Source organism: Rhizobium sp. CRRU65 (assembly GCF_048551595.1).
Classification (GTDB): Bacteria; Pseudomonadota; Alphaproteobacteria; order Rhizobiales; family Rhizobiaceae; genus Rhizobium; species Rhizobium leguminosarum_J.
This window is the reverse complement of the sequence record NZ_JBLYZH010000008.1, coordinates 36,831-55,604: the sequence shown is the minus strand read 5'-3', so window position 1 is coordinate 55,604 and position 18,774 is coordinate 36,831. Positions and strand designations below refer to the sequence as shown.

20 protein-coding genes are annotated in these 18,774 nt (G+C 60.8%); 11 read left to right on the top strand and 9 right to left on the bottom strand.

What is annotated here, in order from left to right:
• Nucleotides 1–165 precede the first annotated feature (165 nt).
• The 4 genes from ACM5SV_RS17800 to ACM5SV_RS17785 are packed head-to-tail and all read left to right on the top strand — an operon-like array spanning nucleotide 166 to nucleotide 3,401.
• Nucleotides 166–1,203 (top strand): cysteine synthase A, encoded by a 1,038-nt coding sequence (locus ACM5SV_RS17800; RefSeq protein WP_012757176.1) that lies wholly within the window; start codon nucleotides 166–168, stop codon nucleotides 1,201–1,203.
• Between the two features lie 6 nt (nucleotides 1,204–1,209).
• Nucleotides 1,210–1,947 carry an alanyl-tRNA editing protein gene (locus ACM5SV_RS17795; RefSeq protein WP_012757175.1) on the top strand — a complete coding sequence of 246 codons (738 nt, stop codon included), beginning with the start codon at nucleotides 1,210–1,212 and terminating at the stop codon, nucleotides 1,945–1,947.
• Between the two features lie 18 nt (nucleotides 1,948–1,965).
• The gene (sseA, locus tag ACM5SV_RS17790) at nucleotides 1,966–2,835 is read left to right on the top strand and encodes a 3-mercaptopyruvate sulfurtransferase (RefSeq protein WP_012757174.1); all 870 of its coding nucleotides are present in this window, start codon (nucleotides 1,966–1,968) and stop codon (nucleotides 2,833–2,835) included.
• A gap of 5 nt (nucleotides 2,836–2,840) precedes the next feature.
• A complete protein-coding gene (locus tag ACM5SV_RS17785) occupies nucleotides 2,841–3,401 on the top strand; it encodes a GNAT family N-acetyltransferase (RefSeq protein ID WP_012757173.1) in 561 nt (186 codons plus the stop codon).
• Between the two features lie 31 nt (nucleotides 3,402–3,432).
• Here ACM5SV_RS17785 and ACM5SV_RS17780 read toward each other — a convergent pair whose 3' ends face one another.
• Both ACM5SV_RS17780 and ACM5SV_RS17775 read right to left on the bottom strand, forming a co-directional pair.
• The gene (locus ACM5SV_RS17780; protein WP_003558735.1) at nucleotides 3,433–3,600 is read right to left on the bottom strand and encodes a hypothetical protein; all 168 of its coding nucleotides are present in this window, start codon (nucleotides 3,598–3,600) and stop codon (nucleotides 3,433–3,435) included.
• A 96-nt stretch (nucleotides 3,601–3,696) separates the two neighbouring features.
• A complete protein-coding gene (locus ACM5SV_RS17775; RefSeq protein ID WP_017993717.1) occupies nucleotides 3,697–4,506 on the bottom strand; it encodes a class I SAM-dependent methyltransferase in 810 nt (269 codons plus the stop codon).
• Nucleotides 4,507–4,898: 392 nt separating this feature from the next.
• On the opposite strand from ACM5SV_RS17775, the gene ACM5SV_RS17770 reads away from it, so the two are divergent.
• Nucleotides 4,899–5,402 (top strand): DUF1203 domain-containing protein, encoded by a 504-nt coding sequence (locus tag ACM5SV_RS17770; RefSeq protein ID WP_012757171.1) that lies wholly within the window; start codon nucleotides 4,899–4,901, stop codon nucleotides 5,400–5,402.
• Nucleotides 5,403–5,418: 16 nt separating this feature from the next.
• On the opposite strand, the gene ald is transcribed toward ACM5SV_RS17770, so the two are convergent.
• Nucleotides 5,419–6,537, bottom strand: a complete 1,119-nt coding sequence (ald, locus tag ACM5SV_RS17765) for an alanine dehydrogenase (RefSeq protein WP_222015694.1) — start codon at nucleotides 6,535–6,537, stop codon at nucleotides 5,419–5,421.
• 156 nt (nucleotides 6,538–6,693) lie between these two features.
• Between ald and ACM5SV_RS17760 the strand changes: the two genes are divergently transcribed.
• The 4 genes from ACM5SV_RS17760 (at nucleotide 6,694) to ACM5SV_RS17745 (ending at nucleotide 10,841) form a co-directional block, all read left to right on the top strand.
• Entirely contained in the window at nucleotides 6,694–7,155 is a 462-nt protein-coding gene (locus ACM5SV_RS17760; protein WP_017993715.1) for an Lrp/AsnC family transcriptional regulator, read from the top strand.
• Between the two features lie 72 nt (nucleotides 7,156–7,227).
• A complete protein-coding gene (locus tag ACM5SV_RS17755) occupies nucleotides 7,228–8,109 on the top strand; it encodes a DMT family transporter (RefSeq protein ID WP_222015693.1) in 882 nt (293 codons plus the stop codon).
• A gap of 84 nt (nucleotides 8,110–8,193) precedes the next feature.
• On the top strand, nucleotides 8,194–8,598 hold the full coding sequence (locus ACM5SV_RS17750) for a PilZ domain-containing protein (protein WP_012757168.1): 405 nt from the start codon (nucleotides 8,194–8,196) through the stop codon (nucleotides 8,596–8,598).
• A gap of 254 nt (nucleotides 8,599–8,852) precedes the next feature.
• Complete coding sequence (locus ACM5SV_RS17745; RefSeq protein WP_221991946.1) at nucleotides 8,853–10,841, top strand: bifunctional 2',3'-cyclic-nucleotide 2'-phosphodiesterase/3'-nucleotidase; 1,989 nt, start codon at nucleotides 8,853–8,855, stop codon at nucleotides 10,839–10,841.
• Nucleotides 10,842–10,883: 42 nt separating this feature from the next.
• Here the strand turns inward: ACM5SV_RS17745 and ACM5SV_RS17740 are convergent, their stop codons facing one another.
• Nucleotides 10,884–11,852: a LysR family transcriptional regulator gene (locus ACM5SV_RS17740; RefSeq protein ID WP_017993711.1), complete on the bottom strand. Its 969-nt coding sequence runs from the start codon at nucleotides 11,850–11,852 to the stop codon at nucleotides 10,884–10,886.
• Nucleotides 11,853–11,991: 139 nt separating this feature from the next.
• On the opposite strand from ACM5SV_RS17740, the gene ACM5SV_RS17735 reads away from it, so the two are divergent.
• Nucleotides 11,992–12,606 carry an FMN-dependent NADH-azoreductase gene (locus ACM5SV_RS17735; RefSeq protein WP_012757164.1) on the top strand — a complete coding sequence of 205 codons (615 nt, stop codon included), beginning with the start codon at nucleotides 11,992–11,994 and terminating at the stop codon, nucleotides 12,604–12,606.
• Between the two features lie 48 nt (nucleotides 12,607–12,654).
• Here ACM5SV_RS17735 and ACM5SV_RS17730 read toward each other — a convergent pair whose 3' ends face one another.
• Nucleotides 12,655–13,230 carry a TetR/AcrR family transcriptional regulator gene (locus ACM5SV_RS17730; protein WP_221974941.1) on the bottom strand — a complete coding sequence of 192 codons (576 nt, stop codon included), beginning with the start codon at nucleotides 13,228–13,230 and terminating at the stop codon, nucleotides 12,655–12,657.
• Between the two features lie 108 nt (nucleotides 13,231–13,338).
• On the opposite strand from ACM5SV_RS17730, the gene ACM5SV_RS17725 reads away from it, so the two are divergent.
• Nucleotides 13,339–14,115 (top strand): SDR family oxidoreductase, encoded by a 777-nt coding sequence (locus tag ACM5SV_RS17725; protein WP_222015691.1) that lies wholly within the window; start codon nucleotides 13,339–13,341, stop codon nucleotides 14,113–14,115.
• A gap of 58 nt (nucleotides 14,116–14,173) precedes the next feature.
• On the opposite strand, the gene ACM5SV_RS17720 is transcribed toward ACM5SV_RS17725, so the two are convergent.
• From ACM5SV_RS17720 to ilvA, 4 genes are all read right to left on the bottom strand, one after another.
• The gene (locus ACM5SV_RS17720) at nucleotides 14,174–15,403 is read right to left on the bottom strand and encodes an MFS transporter (protein ID WP_222015817.1); all 1,230 of its coding nucleotides are present in this window, start codon (nucleotides 15,401–15,403) and stop codon (nucleotides 14,174–14,176) included.
• 197 nt (nucleotides 15,404–15,600) lie between these two features.
• Nucleotides 15,601–16,872: a sensor domain-containing diguanylate cyclase gene (locus ACM5SV_RS17715; RefSeq protein WP_017993707.1), complete on the bottom strand. Its 1,272-nt coding sequence runs from the start codon at nucleotides 16,870–16,872 to the stop codon at nucleotides 15,601–15,603.
• A 234-nt stretch (nucleotides 16,873–17,106) separates the two neighbouring features.
• Nucleotides 17,107–17,433, bottom strand: coding sequence for an HlyU family transcriptional regulator (locus ACM5SV_RS17710; RefSeq protein WP_003538786.1), 327 nt, complete (start codon nucleotides 17,431–17,433; stop codon nucleotides 17,107–17,109).
• A gap of 37 nt (nucleotides 17,434–17,470) precedes the next feature.
• Complete coding sequence (gene ilvA, locus ACM5SV_RS17705) at nucleotides 17,471–18,721, bottom strand: threonine ammonia-lyase (RefSeq protein ID WP_012757159.1); 1,251 nt, start codon at nucleotides 18,719–18,721, stop codon at nucleotides 17,471–17,473.
• Between the last annotated feature and the right edge of the window lie 53 nt (nucleotides 18,722–18,774).

Here is an 18,774-nt window from a genome sequence, read left to right as displayed (position 1 = left end):
GATCACCCCTCACACCGCTGGATTGCCGGCCATGCGTCATTTCGGGGGAGGAAAGCCAAATTTTATCGCGTCCGACAGAGGTGTGGAATAGCTTTTCTTGCCAACTCAGCCTTGTGAAGGGAAAAGACCGTTCCTAAAGTAAGAGTTCGAATAGAGGCAGATTCCATGACCTTCCACCCCTCCGTCCTTGAAGCCATCGGCAACACGCCCCTAATCAAACTCAAGGGCGCCTCAGAGGTGACCGGCTGTACCATTCTCGGCAAGGCGGAGTTCCTGAACCCCGGCCAGTCGGTGAAGGATCGGGCCGCGCTCTACATCATCCGCGACGCAGAGCGGAAGGGATTGCTTCGTCCGGGCGGCGTCATCGTCGAGGGTACGGCCGGCAATACCGGCATCGGGCTGACGCTGGTCGCCAAGGCGCTCGGTTATCGTACCGTCATCGTCATCCCGGAAACGCAGAGCCAGGAAAAGAAAGACGCGCTGAAGCTGCTCGGCGCCGAACTCGTCGAAGTACCCGCCGTTGCCTACAAGAACCCGAACAACTACGTGAAGGTGTCCGGGCGGCTGGCAGAGCAACTGGCGAAGACCGAGCCGAACGGGGCAATCTGGGCAAACCAGTTCGACAACGTCGCCAACCGTCAGGCGCATATCGAAACAACCGCCAAGGAAATCTGGAAAGACACCGACGGCAAGGTCGACGGCTTTGTCTGCTCGGTCGGCTCCGGTGGCACGCTGGCAGGTGTGGCGGCCGGCCTCAAGGCTTTCAGGTCTGCCGTCAAGATCGGCATCGCCGATCCCGATGGCGCTGCTCTCTATGAATTCTACCAGAACGGCGCGCTGAAATCCGAGGGATCCTCGATCACCGAGGGCATTGGCCAGGGCCGCATCACCGCCAATCTCGAGGGTTTCACGCCTGACTATGCCTATCGGATCTCGGATGCCGAAGCGCTTCCCTATCTCTTCGACCTTGTCGAGAACGAGGGCCTCTGCCTTGGCGGCTCGACGGCGATCAACATTGCCGGCGCGGTCAATCTCGCCCGGGACCTTGGACCTGGTCACACGGTGGTGACGATCCTCTGCGATTACGGCAACCGCTATCAGTCCAAGCTCTTCAACCCGGACTTCCTCACCTCGAAGGGGCTGCCCGTTCCGGGCTGGATGGCCAAGTCGCCCGATATCCACGTTCCCTACGAGCCCGTGTGAGACCCCATGTCCGTCAATGCCCTCTATCGTGACGACTTCTATCTCTCGACGTGCGATGCGGTCGTCACCGCCGTTCACGAAGACGGGGGCATCGAACTGGACCAGACCTGCTTCTATGCGACATCAGGTGGCCAGCCTGGTGACACCGGAGAGCTCGAACGCGCCGACGGCAGCAAGATCGCGCTCGGCCAGACGAAGCATGGTCCAAGCAAAGATGTCATCATCCATGTGCCGCTCGAAGGTGCGCCGCGGCCCGTGGTCGGCGAGACGCTGGTGCTGCATGTCGACTGGCCGCGCCGCTACAGGCTGATGCGCATGCACACGGCCTGCCACCTGCTTTCCGTCGTCTGCTCCTATCCGATCACCGGGGCTGCCGTCGGCGAAGAGGAAAGCCGCGTCGATTTCGACATGATCGAGACGATCGACAAGGACGCGGTGACGGTCAAGCTGATGCAATTGGTCGAGCAGAATCATCCGGTCACTCTGCAATGGATCACCGACGAGGAGCTTGTGGCCAATCCCGATATCGTCAAATCGAAGAACGTGCGCCCACCGATGGGGCTCGGGCGCGTCAGCCTCGTCTGCATCGGCGAGAACTCCTCGATTGACAGCCAACCCTGCGGCGGCACACATGTCTCCGAGACTCAGGAAGTCGGCCGGATCCATATCGCCAAAATCGAGAAGAAGGGCAAAGAGAACCGGCGCTTCCGCATCCGCTTCGGCACGCCCGGCGACGAAGCCTGACCATCAAGGGAGACCATCATGAGTGAGACCAAGAGCCGTTTCGTCGTTTCGGCCGACTGGCTGCAGTCCGAGCTCGGCAAAGCTGACCTTCGGGTGCTGGACGCCTCCTTCTATCTGCCGGCGCAGAAGCGCGATGCCGATGCCGAATATGCTGCCGGCCATATTCCCGGCGCCATCCGCTTCGATCAGGACAAGATCGCCGACCATTCGACATCGCTGCCGCACACGATCCCCTCGCCCGATTATTTCGCCGCCGAAGTCGGCCGGCTCGGCATCAGCGAGAATGATCGGATCGTCGTCTATGACGGTATCGGTCTGTTCGCCTCGCCCCGCGTCTGGTGGCTTTTCCGGGTGATGGGCGCGAAAAACGTCTTCGTGCTCGATGGCGGTCTCGACGGCTGGAAGGCCGAGGGCCGTCCGCTGGAAACCGCAGCACCCAATCCTGCGTCGGCGACCTTCACGCCCAATTTCGATGAAAGCCGCGTGGTGACGCTCGATAGGATGCGCGACATCGTCTCCAGCGGCGCGATGCAGATCGCCGATGCCCGCAGCGCCGGCCGCTTCGCAGCCGCCGAGCCCGAACCGCGCGCCGGCATGCGCTCCGGCCATATGCCCGGCGCCCGCAGCCTGCCCTCCGGTGTCTTCGCCAGTCAGGGCCGTTTCAAGTCGCTGCCCGAACTCAGGCAGACGATCGAGGATGCCGGCATTGATCTTTCAAAACCCGTCGTCACCTCCTGCGGCTCGGGAATCACCGCCGCGATCATCACGCTGGCGCTGGAATCGCTCGGCCATCACGACAACAAGCTTTATGATGGCTCGTGGAGCGAATGGGGCAGCCGTGACGATACACCCATCGTTACCGGTCCGCCGACGCCGGTCAAAGCCTGATCGCCATGGGAAAGGCACCCGCTTCGCTGAAAGCTCACATCACCCGGCTCGAAATGACGGCGCCGCCAAAGGCAAGCATGCCGGTGCCCGTCAATATCCAGACGGCGATCATGCGCGCTCCCGAGATCCCGCTGCCCTTCTACCGCTATCTCTACCGGCAGGTGGGTGCCCGCTGGCAATGGGTGGATCGGTTGCGCATGAGCGACGAGCAGCTTGCCGAGACGCTGAACGACAAGCGCAACAATATCAGCGTTCTCTACGTGAACGGCGCGCCCGCCGGCTTCTACGAATATTTCTGCGAAGACGAGGATATGATCGAGCTCAGCCATTTCGGCCTGATCGAACATGCGCTCGGTCTCGGCATCGGCAAGTGGTTCCTGCTGCAGGCGCTCTATGCCATCTGGTCGCTCAATCCGAAGCGGGTCACCACCACCACCAACAACCTCGACCATCCGCGCGCGCTGCAGCTCTACCAGATGTACGGCTTCTCCCCCGTCTCGACCGGCACCGGCATCGTCCGGCCGCTCAGCGACAAGGAGCTTCTGGAGATTGCGCGGAAAAGCTGACGGCTTCTTTCCCTGACGTAGCCAGAGGCAACTAACGCTGCGTCAGGCTGTTCGGGCGGCGTGGGTCGTTGCGGCGCTCGAAATCGAGCGTGCGGCCCGACTGCTCCTTCAGTTCCGCCACTTCCCGGCGCAGAGCCCTGAGCTCTTCCAGTATTTCCGCATTCTGTTGCGCCAGCAGCGCGAGATCGATGTCGGGCAAGGGCTTCTCCTTTTCGTCATGCAGTTTTGCGGAATTCGATAGCAAATGCCAGCAATGTCGGCTTGACCCAAAGCCGGCATTCACGCTGAGCGGAAATCACATAACGCACGAGGGACTGTCGCCGTACCGGCGGCCGCTGATCAGCCATGCGCGCGAATCGAATTGAATTCCGTGGGGTGTCTGGTGCGCCTCCAGCATGTCGAGCAGCCGCGCCCGTATTTCGGCTGTCGCGACGGAACGATCGAGGGCGTTCTTCACATTTTCAAATGTCTGAATCGTCGCCAATGCAGTCTCGGGATCTGGACCGTAGAACACAGGCTCGTTGATTTCACGAAACTCGATGGTAGCGAACCCTGCCGTTTCGAGCAGTCCAGACGTAACCGAGGGTTCGCTCAGCGAAAAGGCTTTGCTGGCCGCAACCGGACCGGTTGAATCCGGGTCAAGCGCCTCATGTATGGCGGTCGCCCACTCATTGCGGTCTCTGTCCTGCCAGACCATGAAAATGAAACGCCCACCCGGGCGTACGGCGTTGGCGATGTTGGCGAAAGCCACCGCCGGATCGGCGAAGAACATGACGCCAAATCGACTGATGCAAAGGTCGAATTCCCCTTTTGCGAAGTGGTAGTTCTGTGCATCCGCCACTTCGAACGTCGCATTGGGTAATCCCTCCTCGGCGCTGCGCCGGCGGGCAATCTCCAGCATCGTGACGGACAGGTCTATTCCGTGCGCTCGTCCTGCTTCAGCAGCGCGCGCGGCGTCACGTGTGGTTTGTCCGGCGCCGCAACCGATATCGAGAACACGATCAGACCGCCCGACCGCGGCGGCGACCCGAAAATGCGCGTTATGGAGAGCAAGCTCGGCATCATAGAAGTCCGCGAAGTTCAATGCTGCTTCTTCAGCCATCATCTGTCCCTCCAAACCGAAATTCGTGAGGCCGCCAGCCAGCGCACCCTCTCAAAACCGAACAGCGGCCCGACCCTGTGCCACCCGATCGTGTACCACGGTATGAAGACGCCAGACATACCCGGCGCAGCGACGAGAGACACGATCGAGCCGACGAGCAGCGAGAAGAAAGCTGGTCCATGACAGGCGTCGACCCGCTTGGGGGCGACCCGTGGTGACCCGCTTTTGGCGCACTCCCGCAGTGTCTGAGGTTACGCGCAGGGTGGAAGCGTGCGCTTTGAGGACGAAGCATATTCCGCGTTTCACTCGATCGCCCAATGCCTGCGGCGCGCAAGAATCGGGTGGCTTGCGCGCTCGTCGAGGTGCATTTCATGGCAATACAAAGGAGATCTATCGTGACCGCCATTCGTTTTGTTGCCATGCCGACGACCGACGCCGAACACCTCTGGAACGGCGGCCGCGACGCCTATGACAGGCTGCCCGAGACGATCGTTTCCGATGGTCCCGGTCATCCCTGCCGCCATTGCCTCGAAAATATCGATGCGGGCGAGGCGTTGCTGGTCTTCGCCTACCGGCCCTTCCCCGAACTGCAGCCCTATGCCGAAACCGGCCCGGTCTTCCTGCACAAGCAGCCTTGTGCACGCTATGCCGCCGAAGAGATCATGCCGCCGGTGCTGACGACGAGCCGCGACTTCATCGTCCGCGGCTATAGTGAAAACGACCGCATCGTCTACGGCACCGGCGCGGTGACCGCTATCGGCGATATTCCAGCCTATGGCGAAGAGCTGCTGGGACGATCTGGTATCGCCTATGTGCATGTGCGCTCAGCGCGCAACAACTGCTTCCAATGCCGGATCGACAAAGTAAAGGCGCCGGCCCTGGTGGAGGCCGGCGCCTGACCTTGAGTCAGCTAGCTTACGCTACGTTCAGCACGCTCTCCGGCGCGAAGGCCTCGTAGCCTAGCGCGTCGGCGACCGGCTTGCTGGTGATGCGACCCTTGTGGACGTTGAGGCCGTTCCTCAGATGCTTGTCTTCGGCAATAGCGCGCAGGCCGCGATCGGCAAGCGCCAGGCCATGAACCAATGTGGCATTGTTCAGCGCGTGCGCCGAGGTGACCGGCACGGCGCCCGGCATGTTGGCGACGCAATAATGCACGACGCCGTCGACTTCATAGGTCGGATCGGAATGGGTCGTCGCATGCGAGGTCTCGAAGCAGCCGCCCTGGTCGATGGCGACGTCGACGACGACGGAGCCCTTCTTCATGCCGGAGAGCATCTCGCGGGTGACGAGCTTCGGAGCGGCAGCGCCCGGGATCAGCACGGCGCCGATAATGAGATCGGCCGAGAAGACTTCCTCCTCCAGCGCCTGGATGCTGGAATAACGGGTGTGGATGCGGCCGGCGAAGATATCGTCAAGCTGGCGCAAGCGCGGCAGCGACTTGTCGAGGATGCTGACATCGGCGCCGAGGCCGGCGGCCATCCTGGCGGCATGCAGGCCGACAACGCCGCCGCCGATGACCGCGACCTTGGCCGGCAGCACACCAGGTACGCCGCCGAGCAGGACGCCGAGGCCACCATTGGCCTTCTGCAGCGCGGTCGCTCCTGCCTGGATCGACAGGCGTCCGGCGACCTCCGACATCGGCGCCAGCAACGGCAGGCCGCCGCGCTCGTCGGTCACCGTCTCATAGGCGATCGCGGTGACGCCGGAGGCGATGAGACCCTTGGTCTGTTCGGGATCCGGCGCCAGATGCAGATAGGTGTAGAGAAGCTGGCCGTCACGGAGCTGCGCCCATTCGGCGGGCTGCGGCTCCTTCACCTTGACGATCATATCGCACTTTTCGAAGATATCCTTGGCGGAGGCGGCGATCTTGGCGCCAGCCGCAGCATAGGCGGCATCATCAGCGCCGATACCGACGCCTGCCTTGGTCTCCACCCAGACATCGTGGCCGTGGGCAACATATTCGCGCACCGAAGCCGGCGTCAGACCGACGCGATATTCATGATTCTTGATTTCCTTCGGGCAACCGACACGCATGCGCGTTCCTCTCAATTTTATCTCCGCGGCCGCGGATTTTTCAGATGAGGAATCCAACCATCAAGACAGTGAAATGTCCTTGCAAAGACGATTTGCGAAGACGCGATTTTTCGGCGATTATTGCACTTATCCTATCTTTTTTCGAAGGTTCTTCGAATGGCCGATCTCGACACCATCGATCTTGCGATTCTCCGGGCATTGCAGGCCAATGCCCGCATGACCAATGCCGAGCTTGCCGAAAGAATCGGACTGTCGCCTTCAGCCTGTTCGCGCCGGCTCGACATCTTGGAAAGAAGCGGCGTCATCGGCGGCTACCACGCGCGGCTTTCACACAAGGCGCTCGACTACAAGATGATCGCCATCGTGCATATCTCTCTCTCCGGCCAGTTCGCCAAGACACTGGCGGAATTCGAGGCAGCGGTGAAGCTCTGCCCGAACGTGCTCGTCTGTTACCTGATGTCGGGCGAATACGATTACATCCTCAGGGTCGCCGCCCGTGATCTGGAGGACTATGAGCGCATCCACCGCGACTGGCTGTCGGCCCTTCCCCACGTCGTCAAGATCAATTCGAGCTTCGCGCTCAGAGAAATCATCGACAAGCCGAATGTCGGCCTTTGAGGCCTTGCATCTTTGCCGAAAGCCTGCCCAGACTTTTCACGCTCGCGGGCGTTTCCCGCTCATTGGCAAGTCATGACATCGAAGACCCAAGGCTATATTTTCGTTCTGCTGGCGATCACCATCTTCTCCTTGCAGGATGCCATCTCGAAACATCTGGCGACGGCCTATCCGCCAATCTTCGTGACGATGATCCGCTACTGGGCCTTCGCGCTTTTCACGATCATCCTCGCCTCGAAGATGCGCGGCGGCATCAAGGCGACGGCCCGCACCAAACGCCCTCTCCTGCAGGTGACCCGCGGCGTGCTGCTTGCCGTCCAGGTGGTACTGGCCATCACCTGCTTTGCGATGATCGGCCTTGCCCGTTCACAGGCGATCTTTTCCGCGACGCCGATCCTGATCGCGCTGCTGGCGATGCCGATCCTCGGCGAGCGGGTCGGCTGGCGGCGGTGGGCAGCGATCGGCGCCGGACTTTTCGGAGTGCTGCTGATCCTGAAGCCGGAAGGCGAGTTTTTCGACCTCAAGCTGCTTCTCGCCGTCATTTCCTGCTTCAACTTCGCCTTCTACGTCATTGCCACCCGTCTGGTCAGCCGCGACGATTCGTCGATGACCAGCTTCTTCTATACCGGCGTCGTCGGCGGCGTCACGATGACGCTGGTCGGACCGTTCTACTGGAGCTGGATGTCGCCGGGCGACTGGGGCTGGATGGCGCTCGTCTGCGTCACCAGCATTTCCAGCCATTATTTCCTGATCCGCGCCTATGATATTCTCGATGCCGCCGCCGTCCAGCCGCTGACCTATCTGTCACTTGTCTACGCCTCTGTCATCGGCATGGTGATCTACGATGAAACGCTCAGTCTCAATATGATCGCTGGCTCGATCATCGTGGTTGCCGCCGGGATCTTCACGGTCTGGCGCGAACATGTGGTGGGACGCAGGGCCGCTGCTGCCAATTGACGTTTCACTGCAATTTTAGCCAAGCCCCTAAAACCATTTCAATTTTCCGGCGCTATGCTCCCTGGCTATATCAAGGGAGACAGTATGACCCGCAACTTGAAAATCACGGCTCGAAAGGCCGACCGAAAAAACTGCCGCGTGTTCGGCCATGTCAAATATCTGAACAGCCAGGTGGATGCCCGCATCCTCAACCTATCGCCAACCGGTGCCGCCCTGGAGATGAAGGGGCCGCTCCATGCCGCCTCCGGCAGCAAGGTGCGCATCGAGGCCGAAAACCTCGGGCTGCTCGAAGGCATCATCCGCTGGAAGCATAATGGCCGCGTCGGCATCCAGTTCGACGTGAATTCGAATGCGCGGGCGCAGATCTCCTCCTATTTCCGCTTTTTCCATAAGGAGATGCGGCCGGTGCTGGCGGTGCGTCCGCTGGTTAGAACCGCCGTCAACGTCGAGCGGACGCCTCACTTAACAACATCGGCACCAAACTCGTAAGGTGCCCGGCCTTTGCGCCGAAGGAGCGGCTGAGATCGCTCCAGCAACTGCGGTTGACACCGACGCCGAGGGTGACCGCGCCTTGCGTCTGTGGCAGCCTGGCGCTGAGGGACTGCACCATAAATTGCATTTCGGAGCGATGACGCTTTTCCGGCGGATTGTTTTGACGTCCTGTCATTTTCGCAGTGTACTCCTCGCCAAATCGTCCTAATTCTGACGGGCCGGACGATGCATGATCCTGAAGGAGAGTTTCCATGTCTTCCATTTTCGATGTTGGCGTAATGAGCCGCCGTTCCCTGCTCGGCGGCCTCGCCGCCACTTCCGCCCTGGTGCTGCTGCATCCTTTCAGCGCGCGCGCCAGCGCCAACCAGGCGCATCTGAGGCTGATGGAAACGACTGACATTCATGTCAATGTCTTCCCCTATGACTATTATGCCGACAAGCCGAACGACACGATGGGCCTGTCGCGCACCGGGACGATCATCGACGGCATCCGCGCCGAGGCCGTCAACTCACTGCTGATCGACAATGGCGACGTGCTGCAGGGCAATCCGATGGGTGATTACATGGCCTATCAGCACGGCATGAAGGACGGCGACGTCCATCCGGTGATCAAGGCGATGAACACGCTCGGCTATACTGTGGGCACGCTCGGCAATCACGAGTTCAACTACGGCCTCGACTTCATGTTCAAGGTACTATCAGGCGCAAACTTCCCCTTCGTCTGCGCCAACCTGACCAAGGGCCAGCTCGCCTCGGACCCGAAGCAGGACAATCTCTTCTTCAAGCCCTACATCATCGTCGAAAAGCAGATCAAGGACGGCGCCGGCAATGAGAGCCCCGTCAAGATCGGTTTCATCGGCTTCGTGCCGCCGCAGATCATGCTCTGGGACATCAAGAACCTCGAAGGCAAGGCGCAGACGCGCGACATCGTCGAGGCCGCCAAGGCCTGGGTTCCCGCCATGAAGGAAGCCGGCGCCGATATCGTCATTGCGCTCTCGCATTCCGGCATCGATGGCAGCGCACCGTCTGACAAGATGGAAAACGCCTCGCTGCATCTCGCCGCCGTCGATGGGATCGACGCGATCTTCACCGGCCACCAGCATCTCGTCTTCCCCGGCCCGAAGAGCTGGGACAGCGTCGCCAATGCCGACCCCGTCAAGGGCACGCTGCATGGCAAGCCCGCCGTGATGGCTGGTTTCTGGGGCTCACATCTCGGCCTTATCGACCTGCTACTCGAGAAAGACGGCAATAGCTGGAAGATCGTCGATTTCACCTCGGAAGCACGGCCGATCTATCATCGCGACGACAAGAAGAAAGTGGTTGCCGACTACGCCGACAAGAAGGACGTGGTCGAGGCCGCCAAGGCCGAGCACGAGGCGACACTTGCCTATGTCCGGACCCCGGTCGGCAAGACGTCCGCACCGCTCTATTCGTACTTCGCGCTGGTCGCTGACGATCCTTCCGTGCAGGTCGTCAGCCAAGCCCAGACCTGGTACATCAAGCAGATGCTCGCCGACACCGCGTTCAAGGACCTGCCGGTGCTTTCGGCGGCGGCCCCCTTCAAGGCCGGCGGCCGCGGCGGCGCCGATTACTATACCGATGTTCCGGCCGGCGATATCGCCATCAAGAACGTCGCCGACCTCTATCTCTACCCAAACACGGTGCAGGCTGTCGCCATCACCGGCGCCCAGGTGAAGAACTGGCTCGAAATGTCGGCCGGCATGTTCAATCACATCAAGGCTGGCTCGAAGGATACAGCACTGCTCAACAACGATTTTCCGTCCTACAATTTCGACGTGATCGACGGCGTCACCTACCAGATCGACCTGTCGCAGCCGCCGAAGTATGATTCATCAGGCAAGCCGATCAATCCGGACTCCAACCGCATCCAGAACCTCGCCTTCAACGGCAAGCCGATCGATCCGGCCCAGAAGTTCGTCGTCGTCTCGAACAACTACCGCGCCGGTGGCGGCGGCAATTTCCCTGAGATCACCGCGGACAAGGTGATCTTCCAGGCGCCTGATACCAACCGCGACGTCATCGTCCGCTATATCCATGATCAGGGCACGATCAATCCGTCGGCCGACGCAAACTGGACCTTCAAGCCGCTTCCGGGCACGACCGCGACCTTTGAAAGCGGCCCGAAGGCAAAGCAGTTCCTCACCGAGGTCAAAAGCGTCAAGATCGAGGATGCCGGCGAAGGGGCCGACGGTTTCTCGAAGTTCAGGCTGGTTCTTTAGGCCGAAGAGGATGCCGGCGAAGGCGCGCCCGCCGCGCCTTCGTCATTCGGCCGCGAGCGGTGTCGCGGGTTCCTGGAGTTCCGCCATCTGAGCATGGAAATCGGCCTGGTTCGGGCAATGGGAAAGCCGCGTGCGGAACGCGTCGATCATCCAGGTGGCGGCAGGTCCGGGCGGGTTGGCGAGCTGGCGCACCGAATATATCGGATACTCCCCCTGTTCGTAGGCATCCAGATCGAGATGGACGAGCGTGCCGCTGACGAGATCGCCATGAATCACGGAAGCCGGAAGGCCGCCCCAGCCAAGGCCGGCCTTGATGAGCTGGTGCTTCGTCGCGATATCGCTGACACGCCATGTCTTGTAGGAGAGAACGTTGAAATCGCGCCCCTTCGTCCGGCCCGACGCATCGGTGACGACAAGCTGCACTTCCTCGCGGACGTCGCCAAGCGTCAGCGGCCGGCCGATCCCGGCAAGCGGATGGTTGCGCGCGGCAACCGGCAACATGAAGGAATGACCGATCCGCTCCGTGACGATCGAATCGTCCTGCTGGACGACCGCGCCACCAATCCCGATCGTCGCCTTGCCGCTGAGGACGAGATCCATGACCATTCCGAGCTCGCCGACATTGAGGCTCAACGAAACGGATGGAAACATCTCGCGGAATTCGTGGAGTACATCCACCAGGGCTCGTGAAGGCACCATAACGCTGATGGCGACGGATACCTCCGCTTCGAGCCCTTCCCTCAGGCTCTTGACGCGCGCCCGCATGACTTGCAGGTCGCCCAGAATGCGCCGCGCATCCTCCAGCATCGCCTTGCCCGCCTCCGTCAGCTTCGGCTGACGCGCGCCGGAGCGCTCGAAAAGCGGCACTTCCAGCTGTGCTTCCAGATTGGCGATCGTATAGCTGACGACCGACTGCGCCCGGTTCAGCGCCCGCGAAGCGGCCGAGAAGCTGCCAGTCTCGGCAACAGTCAGAAACACCTGCAATTGGTCCAGAGTCGGGTTCGGCAGCATCTTCTATCCATTCCATCGATAGTTTCGATCGACATTATCACCGTTTTTTCGATAGCAGGCCAGACCTATTTTCCTCATCGAGACTACGGCTCACCTCCCAGCAACGGGCCGTCAAATCCCATTCGAAAGGAAATGCACCATGTCGTCCATCCTTCTTCTGACGTCCAGCCCGCGTGCCGAATCGCTCTCGACGCCGATCGCCGTTGATCTCGCCGAAAAGCTGAAGAACCAGAATCCGGGCAGCGTCGTCGTCCGCCGCGACCTTGCCGCCACCCCGCTGCCGCATATCGATGACCTCTTCACCGGCGCAATCCGCAAGCCGGCCGAGGCCCGCACCGCTGAGGAAGCCGTGGCCGTCAAGACCTCCGACGAACTCGTCAGCGAACTGCTTGCCGCCGATACGATCGTCATCAGCACCGGCCTCATCAACTTCAACATCTACTCGTCGCTGAAGACCTGGATCGACAACGTCGCCCGCGCCGGCCTGACCTTCAAGTACACGGAAAGCGGCCCGGTTGGCCTCGCAACCGGCAAGAAGGTCTATGTGGTGCTCGCCTCGGGTGGTGTCTACTCGCAGGGACCGGCAGCCGCCTTGAACCATGCCGTGCCGTACCTGAAGTCGGTTCTCGGTTTCCTCGGCATTACCGATATCGAGACCATCTATGTCGAAGGCTTGGCCTTCGGTCCGGAAGCTGCCGAAAAGGCGATCGACGCCGCTAAGTCGCGCGTCCAGGAAATCGCACTGGCCGCCTGATCGGCTCTTCAACGCTCTGTGGAACGGCCGGCTTTTGCCGGCCGTTTTTCATTTGTCGATATCGGCGACAAAATCCCGGACCGTCGCCAGGATTTCGGCCGAGAGTTCCTCATCGGACGAAATTCTGGCAAGGCCGACGCCGCCGGCCATCATCGCGAAGGCCATGATCGCCTTGCGCCGCCGTTCGCTATCGTCCGCTCCCGCAGCCTTGCTCGCCAATGACGCGAAATTACGCCTGAGCCCCTCCGTCGCGATCCCCCGCGCCTTCTCACCGCTGCGTGATATATCGGAGGTCAGCGCGGCAAAAGGGCAGCCCTCACCCGGATTGTCGCGGTGATAGGCGCTCACATAACGGTCGGCGACATCGGCGGCCGTCATCTCCGCCGGGTTCACCCCCTCGGCCTCCAGCTTGCGCCCCCATGAATCGAAAGCGGATTGGATCGCCTCGGCGACCAGATCGTCACGGGAGGCGAAATGCTTATAGAAGCCGCCGACGGTCAGCCCGGCTTCCTTCATCAGATCGGCGACGCCAATACCTTCGAGCCCCTCTTCGCGTAGTCGCTTCGACGCGATCTCGATAATCTTCTCGTGCGTCTTCTGTTTTTCCAGCTGCGAACGGCCCATCGGACATCTCCCCGGCACTGCCTATTGACTCATGTAGATTATTATCATAATCCTTATAGATAACGATCATAATCTATATCATTGTCAATTCCAAGAGGAGCATGAATCATGCGTCTAAGAAACAAGGTTGCCCTGATCACCGGCGGAAACAGCGGCATCGGTCTTGCGACCGCCAGGGTCTTCATCGACGAGGGTGCCAGGGTGGTGATCACCGGCCGCAACCCGGAAACGCTCGCTGCCGCCGAAAAGGCGCTGGGAGCCGGCGTGTTGGCGCTGAAGGTCGATGTCACCGATGCCGCCGCCACCGAGAAGGCGTTTGCGGAAGCCGCCGGAAAGGTCGGCAAGTTCGACATCGTCTTCGCCAATGCCGGCATCGGCGGCGCGACGCCGCTCGGGGAGACATCACTGGAGCAGTTCAACCAGATCATCAGCACCAATCTCACGGCGGTTTTCTTCACCGTGCAATCGGCCCTGCCGCACCTCAATGACGGCGCTTCGGTGATCCTCAACGGTTCCGTGCATGCCGTGCTCGGCGCTCCCGGCTGGACAGCCTATGCGGCGACCAAGGCGGCAGTCCGGGCCATGACGCGCAATATGGCATCCGAGCTCGCACCGCGCGGCATTCGCGTCAATCAGGTAACTCCCGGCGGCACGAAAACGCCGATCTGGTCGCCGATGGCCCAGACGGAAGACGCCATGTCGGCGCTCGAGGCGCGCATCGGCGGCATGAGCCCGCTCGGCCGCATGAGCGAAGCCGACGAAATCGCCAAGGCGGCGCTCTATCTGGCTTCGGATGATGCGGCCAATGTCACCGGCATCGAGATCACCGTCGACGGCGGCATGACGAGTGCCCCCTCCGGCGCCAAGATCTTCCGCGCTGCCTAAGTGAGCCGGGCTGGGCAGGTCAAACTTGCCCGGCCCCTTCGCCGGCCTCGGTCACCCGTCATAGAGTGCTTGTATTGTCTCCTACGGATGCTTTGTTTCGTTCTTGCGTCGCACGGTGGGCAACACGAAACAGGACGATTGCAAAATTCAGGACGGCAAGCAGAAGCACGACGTACAGCATGGTCTGCACGCCGGAGGAAACGATCAGATTGCCGGCGATCAGTGGAAAGCCGAAGACGCCGATGGAATAGGCGAGCGAAAATAACAGCAGCGATTGCGGCATAAGGCCGGCGGGAGCCTCATTGGCCGCCAGGCCGTTGATGACGGAATAAGTCAAGCCATAGCCCACTCCCAGCATCGCCGCGCCTCCCAGATAGGCAAACTGATTTGATGTCAGCATCAGGAACAGCACGATCGATGCCAGCGTCAGACTTGTCAGGACCACAAGCGAATAGAGTGGGTCTTTCTTGACCACATATCCCGCCACGAACAGCCTGCTCAGAATCGCGGCGGACATGAAGCCGATGAAGAACAGGGAGTAGTCGAATCCGTGCGCCTTGGCGTAGCTGGTCTGAAAGCTGGACAGCCCGCCGAAAATCGCGCCGCCGATGCCGACCATGACGATGGAATAGATGGCCCGCGAGCCGATCACCTCGCGTGCTGAGCCAAATGAGATCTTGTTAACATGGGGCAAAATCTTGCCGGCATTGGTCAGCCGGATATGGAGCAAAAAGTAAAACGCACCGCCGGCGAGACTGGCAAGGAACGCAAATGCGAAGGCCGCCTCGATCGGCATCGACCAGCTGGTAGCAATGCGGCCAATGATCGGTCCGGCTCCGATGCCCGACATCATCGATCCCGAAAGCAGGGCAAAAAACCGGATCCGATGTTCGGGTTCGACGATCGCGGCGACCAGAATAGGGCCGAGCGCATAGAAGGTGCCCCAGCCTATGCCGAGGATGAAACCGACCACCATCAGGCTCAGCCCAGCTGAGGGAACCATGGCGAATCCCAGCGCTGACGCGGCAAGAAACAATCCCGAAACAGCCACCGCCCGCGCCGAGCCAATGGCATCCGCGATGTGGCCGGACAGGATCACGAGAATGACGGTGCTGACAGTCGCAGCCGAAATGATCAGGCCGGCCAGCGCCTCGTCGCCACCACGCTGGCCAACCAGCACCGGGATCAGAAAGGTCACGCCATAGGCAATCGAAAGAAGAAACCCTCCGATGCACAAAACGGCAAACTCGCCGCCATCGACTTTCTGTGCTGCAACTGAATCACTCATGTCCACGCCCCTCGCAGGAAAGCTCATCCGGAATGCTGCGGCAATGGAGATCACGTTTGTGTTATGCTAACAAGCCGTTTTTATGGCTCTCATAACATGTTGAAAATACGTAAATATACGGGAATGTGTTGCTGTTTACGCAACATCCTAAACACCCGCGGCCGACCGCGCTGCGCTGATCGACGAGCCCACCAGGTCTAACTGAGTTTCACCACGCCGGAGCGGCCGACGACACAGTTGCGGCCGCTCTTCTTGGCCACATAGAGCCTGCCGTCGGCAGCCGTCAGCACGGCGGTGAAATCGACGCCGTCCTCGTCGGCAGTCGCAACACCGATGCTGACCGTGATCGGCCTGTCATCCGGCGTCTTGACGCTGGTTGCAATCGTCCAGCGCAGGCGCTCGGCAAGCAGCAGACCTTCCTCGTGGTCAGTGCCTGGACAGACGGCAACGAATTCCTCGCCGCCGAAGCGGAAGACGCGATCGCTCGAGCGCAACGTCGTGCCCAATCGGGCGGCGATCGCCTTCAGCACCTCGTCGCCCTGGAGATGGCCGTAGCCGTCATTGACATCCTTGAAGTGATCGGCGTCGAGAATAAGAACGGTGGCGTATAGCCCCTGCCTCAGCGCCTCACGCAGCATCAGCGGCGCTTCAACCTCCATGCGCGTCCGATCGTAAACGCCGGTGAGCATGTCGCGGCCGGTGCGCTCCAGAAGGTCGTTATAGCGCTCGCGGAACGTCAGGTCGCCGAACACGTCGCTGATGGAGCGTGCGGACCCGCCCGCACCGACACGGCGAATACGATACTCATAGAATGCGAACATCGCCGCGTAGAGGCAGACGGCAAGCATTTTTGCCTTCCATCCGCCCCAGAATGCGGCGATCGGCACATCCAGGAAGTAATGCAGCGCGGCGAAGAAGCCGATCTGGTCGAAGGTCAGCAGCGCGAACCCCGAAATCAGGAAACGCAGGACGACCCGGCGGCGGAAGAAATCGCCGAGTTTTTCGTAAAGCAGGATGATGCCGAGCGAATCGACATAGAGCAGCGCCGTGCCCCAGACCATCAGCCAGCCCATCTCCTTGAGGAAATCGACGTCGGGTGTGAGGTTGGTCGATATCTGCAGCGGCTGATGCAGTTGCAGCACCCAGGCAATACCGACGGTGAGCAGGTTGCCGAGGAAGAGACCGTAGATCGGCTGGCGCACCGTCGCGGCATCCTCCTGCAGGTAAAGCATCAGGATCATCATCAGCTTGCCGGAGAAGAAGACGGATGAGCCCGGCGACACATCCCCGAACGGCAGCGAAACATAAAACACCGCCGCCAGATAGGTCTCCATGAAATGCATGACGCCGAGCGCCGTCAGGAAAACCCCGAGACCGAGCCGGTGACGGAAATGCAGAAGCGTCACCATCAGCACGAAATAGGCGATGGCTTCGACGACGAAGAGAAGGAGGTTGAGTGTCTCCATCATGAGACCTCGGCTCCGGACGTTCGGCCTCCTGCTGGCGCGGTGATCGCGACAGAGAATCCTTTGGTCAATCGTCCGAAACAGTCAAACACGGGGGTGTCCTGCAAATCCTGCAGGCGATACCTTTCACCGCAATCCTTTAAGATTGCGTGAGTGAGAACGCGCTCGCTGGAGAGCACCCCGGTCACACAGGAATAGTTACAGCCGGTATCAAGGACCCATCCCCGGATCCCGATTTCAGACCTGACGAAGCTTCTCGCCGTCGCCAAAGAGCGACGAACCATGCTGATCGATGATCTGCTGCGCCTTGCGCACCGTGCATTCGAGCGCGTCATCGGAGGAGGAAAACAGATCGGCGCGGATGAAATTTCGCACCAGTACCTCGTCGCCGACCTTCTTTTCGATGCGGCCGGCAAGGCGATACTGGCCGCCTTCCTTGCGCGGCTCGGCATAGATCGTGCAATCGCCGTAAAGCTGCGGCTCGCCGGAAGGGCCTGCTGCCTCCGAAGCCGGTTTGCCGCCGCCGGAGAACATCGAAAAGATATTTGAAATGAACGAAGCCATGCTCCGCCTTTAGCACGACGATATCGCTGTCGCCAAGTCAAATGATCAGGTTGGCGAGGATCTCGTTTTCGGTGATATCCTCGTAACCCATGCCGGCTGCTTCGAAATTTCCGATCAGCCGGGCGAAATTCTCTGGCGCCTTGGTTTCGATTCCGATCAGGATGGAGCCGAAGTTGCGCGCCGATTTCTTCAGATATTCGAAGCGGGCGATATCGTCGTCGGGGCCGAGCAGATTGAGGAAATCCCGCAGCGCGCCGGGGCGCTGGGCGAGGCGCAGGATGAAATATTTCTTCAGCCCTGCGTAACGCATGGCTCTTTCCTTTACGTCAGGCAGGCGCTCGAAATCGAAATTGCCGCCGGAGACGACAGCGACGATGGTCTTGCCGCGGATCGCTTGGACGTCCATCGCGGCGATCGCCGTCAGCGACAGGGCGCCGGCCGGCTCCAGCACGACGCCTTCGACATTCAGCATTTCCTGAATGGTGACGCAGATGGCGTTCTCCGGCATCAGTTGCACTTGGCTTGCCGGGAAATCGCGAAGAGCGGCGAAGTTCAGGTCGCCAATGCGCCCCACCGCCGCGCCGTCGACGAAATTGTCGACCTTGGCAAGTGTCACTACCGCGCCCGCCTCAATGCTGCGCTTAAGGCTCGGCGCGCCGGCTGGTTCGGTGAAGACAAAAGCCGATTTTGGCACGGTGCCGTCGAGATAGCCGGTGATGCCGGCAGCAAGTCCGCCGCCGCCGACCGGCAGGACGACCATGTCTGGCACCGTTCCTTCCGGCAGCTGCTGCATGATTTCGGCGGCCACCGTCGCCTGGCCTTCGATGATGTCGGCATGGTCGAAAGGCGGCACCATGACACCGCCGACCGCCTCTACGTGTTCGCGCGCGGCCTGGTAGCACTGGTCGAAGAAGTCGCCGAACAGCCGGATGGTGATGAATTCGGCGCCGAACATACGCGTTTTGTCGATCTTCTGCTGCGGTGTCGTCACCGGCATGAAGACGACGCCCGGCACGCCGAAATGGCGGCAGACGAAGGCAAAGCCCTGGGCGTGATTACCGGCCGAGGCGCAGACGAAGGTCTTGCCGGCCGCACCCTGCCCGATCGCCTTGCGGAAGAAATTGAAGGCGCCGCGGATCTTATAGGAGCGCACCGGCGACAGATCCTCGCGCTTCAGCCAGATATCGGCCCCGTAGCGGGCCGACAGATGATCATTGAGCTGCAGCGGCGTTGCCGGAAACAGGCTGCGCATTGCCTCTTCGGCACTTTCGACATCAAGTTTCGTCACGGGCGTGGTCCATTCTCAAGAATACCACCGCCGCTATGGCACGAGCCGACCGG